This is a genomic window from Sporosarcina sp. NCCP-2716 (assembly GCF_023707985.1).
Classification (GTDB): Bacteria; Bacillota; Bacilli; order Bacillales_A; family Planococcaceae; genus Sporosarcina.
Map to the genome: position 1 here is coordinate 328,217 of NZ_BRCF01000001.1, position 18,584 is coordinate 346,800.

16 protein-coding genes are annotated in these 18,584 nt (G+C 54.9%); all 16 read left to right on the forward strand.

The annotated features are described in order from the left end of the window. The first annotated feature begins 31 nt into the window (after positions 1-31). The 16 genes from NFU03_RS01700 to ymfI all read left to right on the forward strand — a co-directional run bounded on the left by NFU03_RS01700 (position 32) and on the right by ymfI (position 18,479). Positions 32-1,261 (forward strand): M16 family metallopeptidase, encoded by a 1,230-nt coding sequence (locus NFU03_RS01700; protein ID WP_251635575.1) that lies wholly within the window; start codon positions 32-34, stop codon positions 1,259-1,261. A gap of 69 nt (positions 1,262-1,330) precedes the next feature. Beyond that, positions 1,331-1,603: a YlmC/YmxH family sporulation protein gene (locus tag NFU03_RS01705; protein WP_251635577.1), complete on the forward strand. Its 273-nt coding sequence runs from the start codon at positions 1,331-1,333 to the stop codon at positions 1,601-1,603. Next, positions 1,596-2,375, forward strand: a complete 780-nt coding sequence (locus NFU03_RS01710) for an NAD(P)-dependent oxidoreductase (RefSeq protein ID WP_251635579.1) — start codon at positions 1,596-1,598, stop codon at positions 2,373-2,375. The genes NFU03_RS01705 and NFU03_RS01710 overlap by 8 nt, the downstream gene beginning before the upstream one ends. Before the next feature lie 6 nt (positions 2,376-2,381). Then, positions 2,382-2,975, forward strand: coding sequence for a dipicolinate synthase subunit B (locus tag NFU03_RS01715; RefSeq protein WP_251635580.1), 594 nt, complete (start codon positions 2,382-2,384; stop codon positions 2,973-2,975). Between the two features lie 93 nt (positions 2,976-3,068). Continuing rightward, the gene (locus tag NFU03_RS01720) at positions 3,069-4,112 is read left to right on the forward strand and encodes an aspartate-semialdehyde dehydrogenase (protein WP_251635582.1); all 1,044 of its coding nucleotides are present in this window, start codon (positions 3,069-3,071) and stop codon (positions 4,110-4,112) included. Positions 4,113-4,137: 25 nt separating this feature from the next. Then, positions 4,138-5,031 (forward strand): 4-hydroxy-tetrahydrodipicolinate synthase, encoded by an 894-nt coding sequence (gene dapA / locus NFU03_RS01725; RefSeq protein WP_251635584.1) that lies wholly within the window; start codon positions 4,138-4,140, stop codon positions 5,029-5,031. A 101-nt stretch (positions 5,032-5,132) separates the two neighbouring features. Beyond that, the gene (locus NFU03_RS01730; RefSeq protein ID WP_251635586.1) at positions 5,133-6,800 is read left to right on the forward strand and encodes a ribonuclease J; all 1,668 of its coding nucleotides are present in this window, start codon (positions 5,133-5,135) and stop codon (positions 6,798-6,800) included. 72 nt (positions 6,801-6,872) lie between these two features. Beyond that, entirely contained in the window at positions 6,873-9,236 is a 2,364-nt protein-coding gene (locus NFU03_RS01735) for a DNA translocase FtsK (protein ID WP_251635587.1), read from the forward strand. 155 nt (positions 9,237-9,391) lie between these two features. Then, positions 9,392-10,120: a GntR family transcriptional regulator gene (locus NFU03_RS01740; protein WP_251635589.1), complete on the forward strand. Its 729-nt coding sequence runs from the start codon at positions 9,392-9,394 to the stop codon at positions 10,118-10,120. Between the two features lie 50 nt (positions 10,121-10,170). After that, positions 10,171-11,247: a BMP family lipoprotein gene (locus NFU03_RS01745; protein WP_251635591.1), complete on the forward strand. Its 1,077-nt coding sequence runs from the start codon at positions 10,171-10,173 to the stop codon at positions 11,245-11,247. A 171-nt stretch (positions 11,248-11,418) separates the two neighbouring features. Beyond that, positions 11,419-12,987, forward strand: coding sequence for an ABC transporter ATP-binding protein (locus NFU03_RS01750; protein WP_251635593.1), 1,569 nt, complete (start codon positions 11,419-11,421; stop codon positions 12,985-12,987). Further along, positions 12,980-14,026 carry an ABC transporter permease gene (locus NFU03_RS01755; RefSeq protein WP_251635596.1) on the forward strand — a complete coding sequence of 349 codons (1,047 nt, stop codon included), beginning with the start codon at positions 12,980-12,982 and terminating at the stop codon, positions 14,024-14,026. The genes NFU03_RS01750 and NFU03_RS01755 overlap by 8 nt, the downstream gene beginning before the upstream one ends. A 1-nt stretch (position 14,027) precedes the next feature. Continuing rightward, positions 14,028-14,990, forward strand: coding sequence for an ABC transporter permease (locus NFU03_RS01760; RefSeq protein ID WP_251635598.1), 963 nt, complete (start codon positions 14,028-14,030; stop codon positions 14,988-14,990). A gap of 177 nt (positions 14,991-15,167) precedes the next feature. Then, the gene (gene yfmF, locus NFU03_RS01765) at positions 15,168-16,457 is read left to right on the forward strand and encodes an EF-P 5-aminopentanol modification-associated protein YfmF (RefSeq protein ID WP_251635600.1); all 1,290 of its coding nucleotides are present in this window, start codon (positions 15,168-15,170) and stop codon (positions 16,455-16,457) included. Then, positions 16,450-17,748 carry an EF-P 5-aminopentanol modification-associated protein YfmH gene (gene yfmH, locus NFU03_RS01770; RefSeq protein WP_251635602.1) on the forward strand — a complete coding sequence of 433 codons (1,299 nt, stop codon included), beginning with the start codon at positions 16,450-16,452 and terminating at the stop codon, positions 17,746-17,748. The genes yfmF and yfmH overlap by 8 nt, the downstream gene beginning before the upstream one ends. After that, positions 17,745-18,479: an elongation factor P 5-aminopentanone reductase gene (gene ymfI, locus NFU03_RS01775; protein WP_251635604.1), complete on the forward strand. Its 735-nt coding sequence runs from the start codon at positions 17,745-17,747 to the stop codon at positions 18,477-18,479. The genes yfmH and ymfI overlap by 4 nt, the downstream gene beginning before the upstream one ends. Positions 18,480-18,584 lie beyond the last annotated feature (105 nt).

Consider the following 18,584-nt stretch of genomic DNA (forward strand, 5'->3'; position numbering starts at 1 on the left):
TCCGCTTTTAACTAGAGAAGGAGATGGGGAAATGGTACAGATCGATACATTGCAGAACGGAGTCCGGCTCGTCAGCGAGCCGATGGAGCATGCCCGTTCCGTATCACTCGGCATCTGGGTGAAGGCGGGATCCGCATCCGAACGGCAAGGCGAAGAAGGGATCGCGCATTTCATCGAGCATATGCTCTTCAAAGGCACGGAATCCCGATCCGCTAAACAAATTGCCCAGCAGTTCGACCTATACGGCGGGGACATCAACGCGTTCACGACGAAAGAGACGACGTGCTACTACGCGACCGTTCTGGCGGACAAAGCGGCAGAGGCTGCAGAAATACTCGCGGATATGCTGCTGAACTCGGTGCTGAGCGAAACGGAGATGGAGAAGGAAAAGACCGTCATCCTGGATGAACTCGCATCGGTCGAAGATTCGCCGGAAGACGATGCGGACGAGCAGTTATGGAAGCTAATGTATCCGGAGCATCCGATCGGAAGGCCGATCGGCGGGACAGCCGCAAGCATCCGTGCATTCACCAGGGACCGGCTGCTCGGCTTCATGGACCGGTATTACACGCCCGGCAGGATCATCGTCTCGGTAGCGGGCTGCTTCCAGCCGGCGCTCCTCGAAGAGCTGGGACGGCTGTTCGGCACGTTCCGAAAAGACGGGACGTCCATGGAGGAAGAGGAATACCGGCCTGCCCGGTTCAGGAGCGGCACCATCCGGAAAGAGAAGGACATTGAACAGACCCATCTGTTCCTCGGCTATCCGGGGCTTGCAACGGACGATCCCGAAATTTATACACTGGCACTGCTCGACAGCATCGCGGGCGGCACGATGTCGTCCAGGTTGTTCCAGCAAGTGCGCGAAGAAGAAGGGCTTGCCTACTCGGTCTATTCGTACTATGCGGCGCACGAAGCTGAAGGGGCCTTTGTCATCGGCAGTGCAGCGGCACCCGAGAATGAGAGAGCGCTGACCAGTGCTGTGCTTGACGTCATCAGAGACATCGCGCAATCCGGCGTCACCGCAGAAGAGCTCCATTATGCGAAAGAACAGATGCGCGGAAGTTTCCTCATCGGGCTCGAGACCGCGGAGGCCCGCATGCACCGGAACGGGAACAACGAGCTGCTCCTGCAGCGCCACCGGACGGAAGCCGAGGTGCTGGCACTCGTCCGCGCCGTGACGGTGAATGACGTGACGCGGATGGCGGGGCGCCTTCTTTTGACGGAGCCGGCCATATCGATCGTATCGCCGAACCACCCGTGACCAAACCGGCTGTCAGCTTTTCCGCCGCCTTATCATAGACTGTATAGATAAAGCGGAGGAGGCATGTGTATGTTATTGTCGGAACTCGCTCAAAAAGAGCTCATCCAGGTTGCTGAAGGGGTCCGCTATGGGTTCCTTGCGGATACGGATCTGCTGTTCGACAGACGGAGCGGCAGGATCATCGGTTTCGAAATCAGGGACCGTGCGGGCAGGATCCCCTTCCTGCAGAAGAAGGAGCCTTCCAGGGAATACATCCCGTGGAGTGAGATCGTACTGATCGGTGAGCACCGGATCCTTTTCGGGAAGACACACGACCTGGACGGAGTGGAAGCCGATGTCTGAAAAGCGGTGGCTCGTCATCGGCAGTGACGAACGGATGACGTCTTGTGCAAGGATGGTGGAGCAGAGCTATCCCGACTGCTTGCGATATGAACACGACCAGGTGACGGACGGCCTGCTCAATTTGATCAGGCAGGGAAAACCATCACATATCATCCTGCCTGTCCAGGGGATTACAGGGGAATTCCCTCCGGGCGCGTTCCGGAAAGGCGCCTGCCTTTATACGGGCCTCCTGAAAGAGGGGCAGCGGGAGGCGCTCGAACAGGACGGACTGGACGTCCAGAACTACTTGGCGGACGAACGGTTCGTCTGGAACAATGCCCGGCTGACAGCGGAAGCATTCGCCGCGGAGTTCATGAGCATGACGAAGGAACCTGTCGGGCAGACGGAGATCAGCATTGCCGGCTTCGGCAGGGTCGGCCGCATCACAGCAGAGGTCCTTGGCGGATTAGGGGCTGAGGTGAGCATCTATGCCCGCTCCGACGCGCAGCTCGGGGAAGCGGAAGCGCTCGGATTCGCAGCACACCCGCTCGACCCCGAACGGCTGCCCCGGTCCGGCTACCTCGTCAATACGATCCCCGCAGCCTGGCTGACGAGGGATCACGGCAGCAGGCTGCACGTGTTCGAACTGGCCTCCATGCCCGGCTGCCTAAGGGCCGATGACACCTCTGCATACTATACACTACATCTCGGTTTGCCCGGCAGGCACTTCCCGAAACAGGCCGGAGAGTATTTGGCGCAGACCGTTTTGAGAATGTGCAGAGGAAAGGAGTAAACAAGAGTGCTTCACAACAAGCGGATCGGCCTCGGCATCACGGCCTCCCATTGTACGTATGAGGAACTGCTGCCGATGATCGAACGGCTGCAGCAGGCAGGAGCAGCCGTTGTACCGGTCATCACACACTCGGTGCTGACAGCCGCCACGCGGTTCGGCACCGGAGAAGAGTGGATCGAGAAAATAGAGGGTGCAACAGGTGAGAAAGTGATCTCATCCATCGCGGGGGCGGAGCCGTTCGGGCCTTCCTCGCCCGTCGACTGCATGATCATCGCACCGATGACCGGCAATTCGATGAGCAGGCTCGCGAATGCAGCTACGGATTCACCGGTCCTGATGGCTGCAAAAGCGACCATGCGGAATCACGCCCCTGTCCTTCTCGGCATCTCGACAAACGACGCGCTCGGGCTGAATGCCTATAATCTTGTCAAATTGCTCAACATGAAAAACGTCTATTTCATCCCGTTCGGTCAGGATGATCCATACAGAAAACCGAACTCCCTCATCAGCGATTTTTCACTGATCGCAGAGGCGGCCGCTGCTGCGATCGAAAAGACACAGCTGCAGCCGCTGCTGATCGCACACCAGCCGGAAAAATGAACGACAGAGAATTCACGTTTATGGTATAATTCGTGAAACATGATTATCCGGTGCCCGCATCGCGGGGCATCGTGTCAGAGAAGGAGAATCGGCATGCAGACGTACAATGTAGCAATTGTAGGGGCAACAGGTGCAGTGGGCGCTAAAATCTTGGATAAACTGCTGGAGCGGTCATTCCCATACCGTTCGATCAGACTGCTGGCTTCTTCCCGCTCGAGCGGGACGGTCATACAGGCGGGCGGAAGGCTCTTCACGATCGAGGAGGCGAAGCCTGAGTCATTCAAGGATATCGACATTGCATTTTTCAGCGCAGGCGGATCGATTTCGGAAAAACTCGCCCCGGAAGCCGTGAAGCGGGGGGCTGTCGTCATCGACAATACGAGCGCTTTCAGGATGGACGCGGATGTGCCGCTCGTCGTGCCGGAAGTGAACGCAGATGCACTGGAAAACCATAAGGGCCTCATCGCCAATCCGAATTGCTCGACGATCCAGATGGCTGCGGCGCTCCACCCTGTCAACAAGGCTTATGGACTCGACAGGATCCTCGTATCCACGTACCAGGCGGTGTCCGGTGCAGGTTCGGATGCGATCCTCGAGCTGAAGTCCCAAAGCGGCCAATTCGACTCGCGGGCACGCAATTCGGCATCACAGCTTCCGAGTGCCGGTGCGAAACGTCACTATCCGATCGCCTTCAATGCAATCCCCCAGATCGACGTCTTCGACGAGAAAGGCTATACGAAAGAGGAATGGAAGATGATCAACGAAACAAAGAAGATCTTCGGCGACAATTCCATCTCCGTATCGGCTACATGTGTCCGGCTCCCGGTCGTGACCGGCCACTCGGAATCCGTCTATATCGAAATCCAGGAGGAAGGGGTCACGGCGGAAGAGCTGCGGCGCACGATCGCCGGAGGACAGGGGATCACTGTCCAGGATGATCCCGAGAAACAGCATTACCCGATGCCGCTGTTTGCGGAAAACGAAGATAATGTATTCGTCGGACGCATCCGGAAAGACCCCGATCATCCGCGTGGGTTCCACTTATGGATCGTGGCTGACAACTTGCTGAAAGGCGCGGCGCTGAACTCGGTGCAGATTGCGGAAAAGCTGATCGGCCGGCCGCCGCGTCTTTCGTAAGACTACTGAAAAAAGGATGAAGCGAATGGAATTAGGTCAGATCGGTACGGCGATGGTCACTCCGTTCGACAGGCAGGGTGCCGTCGATCTCGGTGCCGCATCACTGCTTGTCGATCATTTACTGTCGACGGGAACCGATTCACTCATCGTCAATGGAACGACAGGAGAATCCCCGACCCTTTCCGAAGAAGAGAAAGAACAGCTTCTTACACACATCATCCGTACTGCTGATAAAAAAGCGCCTGTCATCGCGGGCGTCGGAACAAACGATACCCGCTCCTCGATCCGTGCCGCCGTCAGGGCTCAGGAACTCGGGGCGGACGGCGTCATGCTGGTCGTCCCGTACTACAATAAGCCGGACCAGCAGGGGATGTATGAGCACTTCAAAGCGATCGCTGAGCAGATAACGATCCCTGTGCTGCTGTACAACATACCAGGCAGGTCAGGCGTCAACATGACTGCGGAGACGGTGATCCGGCTGTCGCAGATCAGCAATATCCGGGCTGTCAAGGAAGCGAGCGGGGACCTTACCCAGATGACCCGCATCATCGCCGGCACACATAGCGGATTCTCCGTTTACAGCGGTGATGACGCGCTGACACTTCCGCTGCTCGCGGTAGGGGGCAGCGGAGTCATATCCGTCACGTCACATATCGCAGGCAGTGAGATGAGACGGATGGTCGATGCGTACTTGAGCGGCCGTCACCGGACAGCTGAAAAGATGCACCAGACACTGCTCCCGCTGTTCGAGGCGGTTTTCTCGAAACCGAACCCGGTGCCAGTGAAATATTATTTGAATCAGGCAGGGATTCCTGTCGGTGATGTCCGGCTCCCGCTCACCGGAATGCCCGGACACGACCCGAATCTTGACGACACCCTGCAGCGGGTAAAGGCTGCTGCAGAGAGATTGTTCGGATAGCCGGCGGACTCGCCGGCTATTTTTGTTTGTGCAGAACTGCTCGGTCAAGTATAATGGGAACTAGTCGTTTAGTGCGGGAATCTCATATAGGAGGAAACAATGTGACAAATGTTAAAAATGAAGTAATCAGAGTCATCCCGCTTGGCGGGGTGGGAGAGATGGGGAAATCCATGTACGTCGTGGAAATCGATGAGGAACTGTTCGTTGTCGATGCAGGCCTCATGTTCCCTGAAGAAGAAATGCTCGGGATCGATTTCGTCGTTCCGGACATGACATACCTCGAAGAAAACAAAGACCGGGTCAAAGGGATTTTCCTGACACACGGACACGAAGATGCAATCGGTGCGATCGCTTACCTGCTGCAGAAAGTCCAGGCTCCTGTCTACGGTTCGAAGCTGACATTGGCGCTTGCGAAAGAGCACCTGAAAACAATGCCGGCTCCGGCGAGCGTCAAGTTCTTCGAAGTGTCGGCGAAAAGCCGGATGAACTTCAAACGGACGTATGTGACGTTCTTCAGCACGACCCACAGCATTCCGGATTCACTCGGGATCGTTTTCCATACGAGTGAAGGTGCTGTCGTCCACACAGGGGAATTCAAGTTCGACCAGGCTGCAAAAGGCGCGTACAAGCCCGATCTCGGCAAAATGGCTGAACTCGGTGAGGAAGGCGTCTTCATCCTCATGTCGGATTCTACGGAAGCGGAACGTCCAGGCTACACGACTTCCGAAACGGTTGTCGAAGCACAGCTGTCCAAAACGTTCTACGGTGCTGAAGGAAGGATCCTGGTCGCCGTCTACGCATCCAACTTCCTGCGGATCCAGCAAGTGCTGGACAAGGCTGCTGAGACAGGCCGTAAAGTGGCAGTCGTCGGGAAAAGCCTCGAAAGCTATTTTGAAGTCGGCGTGAAACTCGGCTACTTGACAGTTGCTGAAGGAACTGTCATCACGGTCAAGGAACTCGGGAACTACGATGACAGCGAAGTGGTCATCATCATGACCGGCAACCAGGGCGAACCGCTTGAAGCACTTGAGAAAATCGTCCGCAAACACCACCGCGATGTGCGCATCAAAGACACGGATACTGTGCTGATCACAGTCACTCCGTCACCGGGTTCCGAAGTCTCCGTATTCTCGATGATGAACGAACTTGCAAAACTTGGTGCGAAAGTGCTGACATCTGCCCGGAACGTCCACGTCTCCGGCCACGGCAGCCAGGAAGACCTGAAGATGATGCTCAATCTCATGCAGCCGAAGAACTTCATCCCGATAACAGGTGAATACCGGATGCTGATCGCCCACTCCAAACTGGCTCAGGAGATCGGTATGCGTAAGAACCAGATCTTCATCGCGGACAAAGGCGATATCGTCGAGTTCAAGAACGGCAAGATCCGAATGAGCGGCCGAGTGACCGCAGGCAACGTCCTGATCGACGGCATCGGTGTCGGCGACGTCGGCAACATCGTCCTGCGTGACCGCAAACTGCTGTCGCAAGATGGGATATTCACGATCGTCATCACGCTCAGCCGAAAGCAGAAAAAAATTGCTGCAGGACCGGAAATCGTCTCCCGCGGATTCGTATATGTACGGGAATCCGAGGAACTGATGGAAGAGGCTTCGAACCTGATCCGAAAGATCGTCGAGAAGTATGTGAATAAAGAAACGTTCGAATGGACAAACATTAAACAAGAGATCCGGGATACATTGAGCTCTTATCTGTACCAACAGACGAAAAGACGCCCGATGATCATTCCGATTATCATGGAATACTGATCATACAATTCCCCTTAAGGATTTCCTTGCCGGCCGGCGGGAAATCCTTTTTGTGCAAAAAGGAGGCAGAGCATGTCTAGGAAAGTCTCGAAAAAGAAAAAGAAACGGCCGCCGAACAAGAAGAAAGGCAAAACCCCCCTGAATCCGCTGCTGTTCGAAGTGATCGGACTTGCAATGCTTGCGCTTGCGGTCATCATCCTGTTCGAATTCGGCCCTGTCGGAAGGGGGCTCGGCTCCGTCGGCCGCTTCCTGTTCGGCAACTGGCATGGCGCGCTGCCGCTCATGCTGATCCTCCAAGCCCTCGTCTTCATGGTGAAGCGGGGCGAACTCGGTTGGAAGAACCGGATTGTCGGCGGGAGCCTCTGCATCCTCGGCAGCCTGCTGCTGTTCAGCCATATCCTGCTGTTCAAGGAACTGTACGCAAGCCGTGTCCTGCTTTCGGACTCATCTTTGAGAGAAACGTGGAACGTCCTTATCACGAACGGAGGGATCAGTACACGAAGCGGCACGCTCGGCGGCGGGATGATCGGTGCCGTCCTTTTTGCCATGTTCTTTTCCCTCTTCGATTCAGCGGGCGCCGCAGTCGCGGGTGTCCTGCTGCTGCTGACAGGCCTCATTCTGATCACAGGCAAAGCATTGGCGCCTTACTTGGCGGAATGGTTCCCCTCGGTGTTCAACTCGCTGAAGGAGAAAGTGAAAGGGATCGACTTCAAGCCGCAGCCGAAAGAGAAGCCGGTGAAAACGCCAAAACAGTCACCTGCCACCCGGGCGGGCAAGCATAAGAAGGACCAGCCGAAGCCGGCAGAACCGGTCGCATCGGTTCCGGAGGACGTGCCTGCGGAAACCGGGGAACCGTTCGTCCAGCCGATCATTTCCGCATTCAACGAACGGGCGGAGACGGAAGGGGAACAACGGACAGCCGCTGCTCCGGCCGCCGTTAAAGACGAGAAACCGGAGCCGGCGGCTGCTGATGAAGCCGATCCGTACAAGGGCGTGTCCGGAGAGGAAGAGAACGAGTCCTATCAGCTGCCATCATTCAATCTGCTGAAACAGCCGCCTGAGCACGACCAGTCAGGTGAATACAACGCCATCCAGGCGAACGCCCAGAAACTCGAGCGGACGTTCCTCAGTTTCGGCGTCAAGGCGAAAGTCACGCAGGTCCACCTCGGTCCGGCTGTGACTAAATACGAAGTGCTGCCGGATACCGGCGTCAAAGTGAGCCGTATCGTCAGCCTCTCGGATGATATCGCCTTGGCGCTCGCTGCGAGCGGAATCAGGATCGAAGCGCCGATTCCGGGGAAATCGGCAGTCGGTATCGAAGTGCCGAACAAAGCGGTCGCTGTCGTCTCCTTGCGTGAAGTGCTCGAAGCGAAACAGAACAACCGGCCGGACTCCAAGCTGCTCATCTCACTCGGCCGGGACGTCAGCGGGGAAGCGATGCTCGCGGAACTCAACAAAATGCCGCACGTCCTGATCGCCGGCGCGACAGGAAGCGGGAAGAGTGTCTGTGTGAACGGAATCATCGTCAGTATCATCATGCGGGCGAAACCTCATGAAGTGAAGATGATGATGATCGATCCGAAAATGGTCGAGCTGAATGTCTATAACGGAATCCCCCATCTGCTCGCGCCCGTCGTGACCGATCCGAGGAAAGCCGCCCAGGCACTGAAAAAAGTTGTCTCCGAGATGGAGCGCAGGTATGAACTGTTCTCACATACGGGCACCCGGAATATCGAAGGCTATAACGACCACATCGACCAATGGAACGAAGAAAACGACGAGAAACATCCGAAGATGCCTTACATCGTCGTCATTGTCGACGAGCTCGCCGACCTGATGATGGTCGCTTCGAACGAAGTGGAAGATGCGATCACCCGTCTGGCACAGATGGCACGGGCGGCGGGGATCCATCTGATCATCGCTACCCAGCGGCCGAGTGTCGACGTCATCACCGGGATCATAAAAGCGAACATCCCGTCACGGATCGCGTTCGCCGTCTCGTCCGCCGTCGACTCACGCACGATACTCGACAGCGGTGGGGCGGAGAAACTTCTCGGAAGGGGGGACATGCTGTTCCTCCCGGCAGGCGCTTCCAAGCCGACCCGCGTGCAGGGCGCGTTCGTTTCGGACCGGGAAGTCGAAACGGTCGTCGATTTCGTCATCCAGCAGCAGAAAGCGCAATATCAGGAAGATATGATCCCATCCGAGACGGAGGAGATCCAGGAGTTCGAAGAAACGGATGAACTGTACGACGAGGCTGTCCAGCTGGTTATCGAAATGCAGACGGCCTCCGTTTCGCTCCTTCAGAGACGGTTCCGTGTCGGCTATTCACGTGCCGCCCGCATCGTCGACCAGATGGAGATGCGTGGTGTCGTGGGACCTCCGGAAGGCAGCAAACCGCGTCAAGTGCTGGCCGGCAGGGACGCTGCAGAGTAATAGCGAGAAATATTGACAGAATTTGAACAGAAAGACTCTGGCGGCCAAGTTTTTTTCATCTGCCATGTTTATTTTCTCCTCCGGTAATGTTATAGTATGGTTGAATAAGACGACGTCCAACATCAGAGGTCTGACCTCGTCCGGAGGGAGATGGGTTGGTGATCAAGGCAGACCAGAGGCACTTATATGTCCAAGTCATCGAACACATTAAACAGGACATCGAAGCCGGCAGATTCAAGGAAAACGAAAAATTCCCCTCTGAATTCGAATTGGCGAGGACACTCGGCGTCAGCAGGGCGACCTTGCGCGAAGCATTGCGTGTTCTCGAAGAAGAGAAAGTCATCGTACGGAAACATGGAGTCGGCACATTTCTGAAGCCCCGGCCATTATTTTCATCAGGGATCGAGGAACTGTCGAGTGTCTCCACGATGATCCGGAACGCCGGCATGAAGCCCGGTACGATCTTCATGGAAGTCTCGGAAGCGCCGGCAGGGGATGAATGCAGTGAAAAGTTCGGTTGCAAAACAGATGATTCCATTGTTACAATTAAACGGGTGCGCACAGCAGACGGAGAACCGGTCGTCTACTGCATCGATCAGGTGCGTGCGGGAAATCTCCGCGCAGACTCGACAGAACTCATGAAAACCTCACTATTCGACGCACTGGAGCAAGACGGGAAGATCCATATCTCCCAGGCCATTGCGCATATCGAACCAGTAGGATATGATCAGGAAGCATCATCCATCCTGAGATGCGGGGTCGATGTACCTCTTCTTGTCCTGCTTCAGAAACACTACACGGAAACCGGGGAAATGGTCTTGCTTTCGAAGAACTATTTCCGCGCGGACAAGTTCAGCTTCCATGTAGTCCGGAAACGGGTATAAGGCGGTTTTCCGCCTTCATCATACCAACATATAAATAGGGAGGTCACAAAATGAGTAAACGCAGATTTGGTCTTGCCCTGTCCCTCGTTCTTGCTGCAGGCACAGTATTGGGAGCTTGTGGTTCAGACAAAGACAACAGCAAGGACAGCGGCAAAGGTTCAACTTCTGACGGCGGCAAAGCCTCTGAATTTTCTGTAGCAATGGTAACGGATGTCGGCGGTATTGACGACAAATCGTTCAACCAGTCCGCTTGGAAAGGGATTCAGGAGTTTGGTGAAGAAAACAGCTTGAAAAAAGGCAACGGCGGGTTTGACTATCTCCAGTCACAAAGTGACGCGGACTATACAACGAACTTGAATGCGCTTGCACGCCGTGACTTCAATCTTGTATTCGGTGTCGGCTTCCTCATGGAAGACGCAATCGACTCCATCGCAAGTCAGCAAAAAGATACTGAGTTTGCAATAATCGATGGAGAAGTGGATCAGCCAAACGTGGCAAGCATCCTCTTCAAAGAACAAGAAGGGGCATACCTTGCTGGTGTTGCCGCAGCTCTGATGACAAAATCGGATAAGATCGGTTTTGTCGGCGGAATGGAAATTCCTGTTATCGAACGTTTTGAAGTTGGTTTCCTTGAAGGCGTAAAAGCTGTCAAGCCTGATCTTAAAGTGGATGTCCAGTACACTGGCGCATTCGACAAAGCAGAACTTGGTAAAGCAGCTGCCAACCGCATGTACTCTGAAGGTGTGGACATCATCTTCCACGCTGCGGGCGGTACAGGTAATGGTGTATTCAGTGAAGCGAAAGAGCGTAAATCAGCAGACAAAGACGCGTATGTATGGGTAATCGGAGTCGACTCCGACCAGTATGACGAAGGTCAGGTCGGCGACGATAACGTCACATTGACTTCCATGCTGAAGCGTGTAGACAACGCTGTAAACGACGTTGCGAAATTGGCTAAAGAAGGTAAGTTCCCAGGCGGCGAAACTAAAGTATACGGTTTGCATGACGACGGTGTAGCTCTTGCGGATTCCCGCGGTGCGATCCCTGAAGACGTACTTTCTGAAATCGACAAGTATGCAAAAGACATTGCCGATGGTAAAGTCGAAGTCCCTGGTGAAAAGAAATAACCGCATGATCAGCTGAACAATGAGGGCCGGGTAATTCCGGCCTTCGTTATTTTTGTATACATAGTCAAGCCCTGCACAGACCTAAGTTGCCAGACTAAAAGGTTTTGATACAAAATCTTTTATTGTGACAATTTAAGTGAATCAGAAACTATATGCAAGGAAGTGAGCTCAGTGGAATACGTCATCGAGATGCTGAATATAGACAAGAAATTCGGTACTTTCTATGCGAACAAAAACATTACCCTGCAGTTGGGGAAGGGCGAAATTCACGCGTTGCTCGGCGAGAACGGCGCAGGGAAGTCGACACTGATGAACGTACTGTTCGGCTTATACCAGCCCGACGGCGGCCAGATCAAAGTCAAAGGCAAAGCTGTCAATATCACTGACCCGAATGTTGCCAATGATCTTGGCATCGGGATGGTCCACCAGCACTTCATGCTCGTTGAAAACCTCACCGTCACCGAAAACATCATCCTTGGCAGTGAACCGACCAAACTGGGCATGATCAACATTAAAGACTCCGCCAAAAAAGTTGCGGAAATCTCGAAACTGTACGGCCTTGATGTCGATCCGTTTGCGAAGATCGAGGACATTTCTGTCGGGATGCAGCAGCGTGTGGAAATTCTGAAAACGCTTTACCGCGGTGCGGAGATCCTCATATTCGATGAGCCGACCGCTTCGCTGACGCCTCAGGAGATCGATGAACTAATCCGCATCATGCGCAAACTGATCGAAGAAGGAAAGTCCATCATCATCATCACGCATAAGCTGCAGGAAATCATGGATGTGTCCGACCGGGTCACGGTGATCCGTAAAGGGGAAGGCATCGGTACGGTCATCACGGCGGAGACGAACCCGGAAGAACTGGCGACGCTCATGGTCGGCCGTCAAGTGACGTTCAAGACTGAAAAAGGGCCCGCTCATCCGACGGAAGAGATACTGAGGATTGAAAACTTGACAGTAGCCGATTACCGCAACATCAACAAAGTGAAAAACCTGAACCTTACCGTCCGCAGAGGGGAGATTGTCGGTCTCGCCGGTATCGACGGCAACGGGCAGTCTGAACTGATCGAAGCGATCACCGGTCTGCGGAAGGTCAAATCCGGAAAGATCATCATCGGTGACAAGGACGTCACTAACAAAAGGCCGCGTACGATAACGGAGACGGGTGTCGGCCATATCCCGCAGGACCGCCATAAGCACGGGCTCGTCCTCGATTTCAGTGTCGGCTATAACGCTGCGCTGCAATCGTATTACCAAAAACCGTACTCATCGAACGGGCTTATGAATTACAAAGCGGTTGCTGATCATGCGAACAAGATCATCGCGGATTATGATGTCCGCACGCAAGGTGAGCACGAACTGGCACGCGCCCTTTCCGGCGGGAACCAGCAGAAGCTGATCATCGGCCGGGAAGTCGAGCGGAATCCGGATCTGCTGATCGCGGCACTGCCGACACGGGGTCTCGACGTCGGGGCGATTGAATTCATCCACAGAAGGCTCATCGAACAGCGCGACCAGGGGAAAGCTGTCCTGCTCATCTCCTTCGAGCTGGATGAGGTCATGAATGTGTCCGACAAAATTGCAGTCATCTACGACGGAGCGATCGTCGATACAGTCATCCCGGCGGAAACGACGGAACAGGAACTCGGTCTGTTCATGGCCGGGCACAATAAAAATGAAATTGTAAAAACTGAAGAAGGACCTGTTGTGAAAGAAGGTGACGACAACCATGTCTAATCGAATTATCAATGTGCTTGTACCGGTCATTTCCATCATCCTCGGTCTGCTGGTCGGCGCTGTCGTCATGCTCGTGAGCGGTTATGATCCGATCGCCGGTTATGCGGCATTATGGAACGGTATCTTCGGCGATACGTATGCCATCGGCGAGACGATCCGTCAGATCAGCCCGTACATCCTCGCCGGTCTGGCAGTCGCGTTCGCTTTCCGAACCGGCCTCTTCAATATCGGGGTCGAGGGACAGCTGATCGTCGGGTGGTTCGCAGCTGCGTACGTCGGTATGGCGTTTGAACTTCCGAAGTTCATCCACCTGCCGCTGGCGCTTCTCGCTGCAGCCGCTGCCGGCGCCATCTGGGGTCTCATCCCAGGTCTGCTGAAAGCGACTTTGAAAGTGCACGAAGTCATCGTCACGATCATGATGAACTACATTGCGCTCCATATCGTCAATGCGCTCATCAAGTCGATCTCGCACGGCGGATTCAAATTGGACAAGATCCAGGAAACGGCTTCGCTCCGTTCCGATTTCCTGTCGGAGCTGACGGACTTCTCGACGCTGCATTACGGAATTTTTGTGGCGCTCTTCATGGTATTCATCATGTGGTTCCTGCTCGACCGCATGAAGCTCGGCTATGAGCTGAAATCAGTCGGGTTCAACGAGAATGCGGCAGAATATGCCGGCATGAACGTCAAAAAGAACATCGTCATGGCGATGGTCATCTCAGGCGCGTTCGCAGGTCTCGGCGGGGCGATGGAAGCCCTCGGTACGTTCGGCAACATCTCCGCCCGCGCCGGCTTCACCGGTATCGGGTTCGACGGGATTGCCGTCGCCCTTCTCGGTGCGAACACGCCGCTCGGTGTCATCTTCGGTGCGAGTCTGTTCGGTTCCCTGAAATACGGAGCGAACAACATGCCGAATGCCGCTGATATTCCGATCGAAATTGTTTCGATCGTCATTGCGTTAATCATATTCTTTGTAGCATCGGGCTATATCATCCGTGTTGGCTTGCTGCGACTTAGCAAGAAAAAGGAGGCGAAGTGAGATGAGTACGTTTCTGAATGTCCTGTATATCATCGTCCCTTTGTCGATTGCATATGCAGCGCCTCTCATCTTCACCGCGATCGGCGGTGTGTTCTCTGAGCGTTCCGGGGTCATCAATATCGGACTCGAAGGGCTCATGGTCATGGGCGCTTTCGTCGGTATCGTATTCAACTTGTTCTTTGTCGATACGTTCGGCGCCTGGACGCCTTGGGTGTCAATCCTGGCTGCCATGCTTGTATCATCGATCTTTTCACTCATGCATGCGGTCGCTTCCATTTCGTTCAGGGCCGACCAGGTCGTATCAGGTGTGGCCATCAACCTGCTCGGGATCGCCATCGCACTGTTTTCGGTGAAGATGATCTTCGGAAAAGGGCAGACGGATTTCATCCAGGAAAAGATTCCGCGTTTCAACATCCCGTTCCTGCAGGACATCCCCGTACTCGGGCCGATGTTCTTCAAGTCGGTGTACGGATCCTCCATTCTTGCGATTTCCGTTGCAATCCTGGCGTGGTTCATCATCTATAAGACACCGTTCGGTCTGCGTCTCCGTTCTGTCGGAGAGCACCCGATGGCAGCTGACACAATGGGGATCAAAGTGAATCGCATCCGCTATATTGCTGTGCTTGTATCGGGCGGCCTTGCAGGTATGGGGGGCGCTGTCTATGCACAGACGATGACGAACGACTTCGGTCACGCGACTATCAACGGGCAGGGCTTCATGGCGCTTGCTGCGATGATCTTCGGCAAATGGCATCCGATCGGTGCTATGGGCGCGGCCATCTTCTTCGGTTTCGCTCAAGCGTTGGCCATCAATTCCTCGTCGATTCCGTTCATGGAGAATGTACCGTCGTTCATCCTATATATTCTGCCTTACGTCTTAACGATCGTCGCACTGGCCGGTTTCATCGGAAAAGCGAACGGTCCGAAAGCTCTCGGAGATCCGTACGTCAAAGGATCCCGCTGATCAAAAAAGTCCCGCCCGTCCGTTACCGGATAGGCGGGACTTTTTTGCCGGGTCCCATCGCTTGTATGCAGTCCGATGGAAATGTATAGTGAAGTTGGAAAGCAGCATACTAAAAAGAGTGTACCCTGCGTGCAGCTGCACACTGAAATCCATCTTAACCAATCGAGGTGTTAGGGAATGTTTGACAAAACCGAAATCCGATCGGGCGTTACGGTCTACACACGCCCGACCGATCAGTTTAAAACAATCAGCCTGGCCATCAAGTTCACGGCTCCGCTGACGGAAGAATCCGCCGCTGTCCGGACAGTCCTGGCCAATGTGCTGGAAGACTCGACGGCACAGCATCCGAGCCGCACCGAGCTGCGTCAGGCTCTCGAGGAGCTGTATGGGGCTGTATTCTACACAGACACCGGCAAACGGGGGGATGAGCACATCGTCACCGTCTACGCAGAGAGCGTCAACGACGAATTCCTGCGCAATTCCGAAGGCCCTGTCTTCGAGCGGCTGCTGGCCCTCGTGAAAGAGAGCCTGTTTGAGCCGAATTTCGTTGACGGGCAGTTCAGCGAAACAATTGTGGAACGCGAGAAGCAGTCCGTTGCCGACCGGATCCGCTCCGTCTATAACGATAAGACCCGCTATGCGAATAAGCGGATGCTCGAACTGATCCGCCCCGGTGAACCCGCCTCACAGTCGGCGAACGGCACCGAGCAGGCAGTGCTGGCGGTGACAGGCGAGTCGCTGAAGGCGGCTTTCGAGGACATGCTCGCGAACGACAGAATCGATATCTACCTGCTCGGCGATACCGATACGGAAGAGCTTGCTGAACGCACTGCCGGCTTGTTCCCGTTCCAGGACCGCAGCAAGGAACGGACGGAACCTGGAACGACGGCGGCACAGACGGAACGCAGTCAGCCGCTCCATATCCGGGAACAGCAGGATATGAAACAGGGGAAATTGAATATCGCATACAGCACGCCGGTCACCTTCCAGCATCCTGATTATCCGAAGATGCAGATGATGAACGGAGTGCTCGGCGGGTTCGCCCACAGTAAACTGTTCGTCAATGTCCGTGAAAAAGAGAGCCTCGCGTACTATTGCTCGAGTTCCTATGCTTCCCAGTACGGGCTGCTCTATGTCATGTCGGGAATCGATGCGGAACAGGAAGAGAAGACGGCCGGCCTGATCGATGAACAGATCGAAGCGATGCGTCGCGGTGACATATCGGACCTGGAGATGCGGCAGACACTTGCTTTGCTGTCCAACAGCATCCGGAGCGCATTCGATTCGGCAAAGGGCCAGATCGAAATCTTTGATCAGTATAAAGAACTCGATGAAAACTTCCGGGCAGACCACCTGATCGGCAAATGGGAACAAGTGACGAAAGAAGACGTGCAGCAGATGGCATCAGGGCTTACGAAAGAGATTACGTATCTTCTGTCCGGACGGGAGGCGATGGATGATGAATAAGATCCACTTTGAACAGCTGCAGGAGACGCTGTACCATGAAACACTTGAAAATGGCCTGAATGTCTATGTGCTTCCGAAAAACGGCTTTTCGAAGACGTATGTGACGTTCACGACAAAATACGGCTCCGTCGACCGGACTTTCATACCGCGCGGCGGCAGCGACTTCGTGACGGTGCCTGACGGGATCGCCCATTTCCTGGAGCATAAGATGTTCGAAAAAGAGGAAGGTGATGTCTTCCAGGAGTTCAGCGAGAATGCGGCTGCGGCGAACGCGTTCACTTCGTTCACCCGGACGTCCTACCTATTCTCTTCAACGGCCAACTTGTACAAGAACACGAAAACCCTGCTCGATTTCGTCCAGCAGCCGTATTTCACCGAAAAGACGGTGGAGAAGGAGAAAGGGATCATCGCGCAGGAAATCACGATGTATGACGATCAGGCCGACTGGCGCCAGTATTTCGGCACAATCGCCAACCTGTTCAAGAACCACCCGGTGAGGATCGACATCGCCGGTACAGTCGAAACGATCCAGGATATCACGGCGGAACATCTGTATGAATGTTATGGGACATTCTATCATCCCTCCAACATGGTGTTCTTCGCAGTCGGCAATGTCGACCCTGACGAGATGCTGGAGTTTGTCAAAAAGGATCAGCAGGCGAAGACGTTCGAAGCCCCGGAACCGGTCGAACGGAGTTTCCCTGAGGAACCGGACCAGGCGGCTGAGCCGCGCAGTGAACTGTTCATGGATGTCACGAAGCCGAAGCTGATGATCGGAACGAAATGCCGGAATACGGATATGAGCGGCAAAGAGATGCTCATCCGGGAACTGGCTTCAGACGTAACACTCGATATCCTGTTCGGCCGTTCGTCGGAGTTCTACACGGAAGCTTACAACAGAGGGCTTATCGACGAATCATTCTCGTATGAGTTCAATCTGGAGAACGGCTTCGGGTTTGCAGCAATCGGTTCGGATACCGACCATCCGGAAGAGCTTGAAAAGCTGATCTTGAGTGTCTTCGATGAAGCACGGGACCGCTGGTCGATCACGGGTGATCAGCTCGAACGGATCCGCAAGAAGCGGATCGGCCTCTTCATGAGGGCGCTCAACTCGCCGGAATATATTGCGAACCAGTTCACACACTACAATTTCAACGACATGAACCTGTTTGACGTCGTCCCTGTATTGGAACAGCTGACAACCGCCCAGCTGCAGGAAGCGTTCCGGGACTTCTACTATGAAGGCGGGCAGACGGTCATGACGATCCGCCCGACAGAACAGGGCAAGTGAGCAGCAGGCGTCATGCACTCGTGCTCGGCGCCTCAGGCGGGATCGGCAGCGCGGTCTGCCGCCGCCTCGCCCGGGACGGCTGGTCGCTGTATATGCAGTACCACTCGAATGCCGAAGCAGCGGAAGCACTCCGTACTGAACTGGCAGCTGAGCATTCGGACGGCGGGTATCATTGCCTGCCGGCGGATTTCTCAGCAGTAGGTGCAGCAGAGACGCTGGCCGCACAAGTCGGAGACGTTGCGTGCATTGTTGCAGCGGGCGGTCAGTCCATGCTGAAACTCCTGACAGAGACGTCGGAGCAAGACATGGAGGCGCTGTGGCGGGTGCACGTCCAGAACCCGGCGCGGCTCATCAGCCTGCTGTCGGCAAAGCTGCGTGAGGCCGCACCGTCGTACGTCGTCTTCATCGGTTCGATCTGGGGCAGTACGGGAGCTGCCGGTGAAGTGATGTACTCCGCAGTGAAGGGGGCTCAGCACGCATTCGTCAAAGCGTACGCAAAAGAGGCTGCTTTCGGCGGGATCCGGGTCAACGGCATCGCCCCCGGATGGATCGAAACCCGCATGAACGAAGAGATCCCGGAAGACGAACGGGCACTCGTCATGCAGGAAATCCCGCTCATGATGCCGGGGAGACCCGAAGAAGTGGCGGATCTCGTCGGTTTTCTGACGGGCGGACAAGCGGATTACATGACAGGGGAAATCCTGAAACTGAACGGCGGCTGGTATATCTAGTCCGCCGTTTCGATCCGGATCCCCTTGTTTTAGTTTTTTCTTTCACTCACGTCCTAATTCAGCTATGATAGGAACTAAGGTGTGCGCTGCTGCGTCCTATCCGAG

Bases quoted from the DNA above. Each gene is read 5' to 3' on its own strand.
- NFU03_RS01710 (WP_251635579.1), top strand. From the start codon at position 1,596: ATGTCTGAAAAGCGGTGGCTCGTCATCGGCAGTGACGAACGGATGACG.
- NFU03_RS01720 (WP_251635582.1), top strand. From the start codon at position 3,069: ATGCAGACGTACAATGTAGCAATTGTAGGGGCAACAGGTGCAGTGGGC.
- NFU03_RS01735 (WP_251635587.1), top strand. From the start codon at position 6,873: ATGTCTAGGAAAGTCTCGAAAAAGAAAAAGAAACGGCCGCCGAACAAG.
- NFU03_RS01755 (WP_251635596.1), top strand. From the start codon at position 12,980: ATGTCTAATCGAATTATCAATGTGCTTGTACCGGTCATTTCCATCATC.
- yfmF (WP_251635600.1), top strand. From the start codon at position 15,168: ATGTTTGACAAAACCGAAATCCGATCGGGCGTTACGGTCTACACACGC.
- NFU03_RS01700 (WP_251635575.1), top strand. From the start codon at position 32: ATGGTACAGATCGATACATTGCAGAACGGAGTCCGGCTCGTCAGCGAG.
- NFU03_RS01705 (WP_251635577.1), top strand. From the start codon at position 1,331: ATGTTATTGTCGGAACTCGCTCAAAAAGAGCTCATCCAGGTTGCTGAA.
- NFU03_RS01760 (WP_251635598.1), top strand. From the start codon at position 14,028: ATGAGTACGTTTCTGAATGTCCTGTATATCATCGTCCCTTTGTCGATT.
- NFU03_RS01745 (WP_251635591.1), top strand. From the start codon at position 10,171: ATGAGTAAACGCAGATTTGGTCTTGCCCTGTCCCTCGTTCTTGCTGCA.
- yfmH (WP_251635602.1), top strand. From the start codon at position 16,450: ATGAATAAGATCCACTTTGAACAGCTGCAGGAGACGCTGTACCATGAA.
- dapA (WP_251635584.1), top strand. From the start codon at position 4,138: ATGGAATTAGGTCAGATCGGTACGGCGATGGTCACTCCGTTCGACAGG.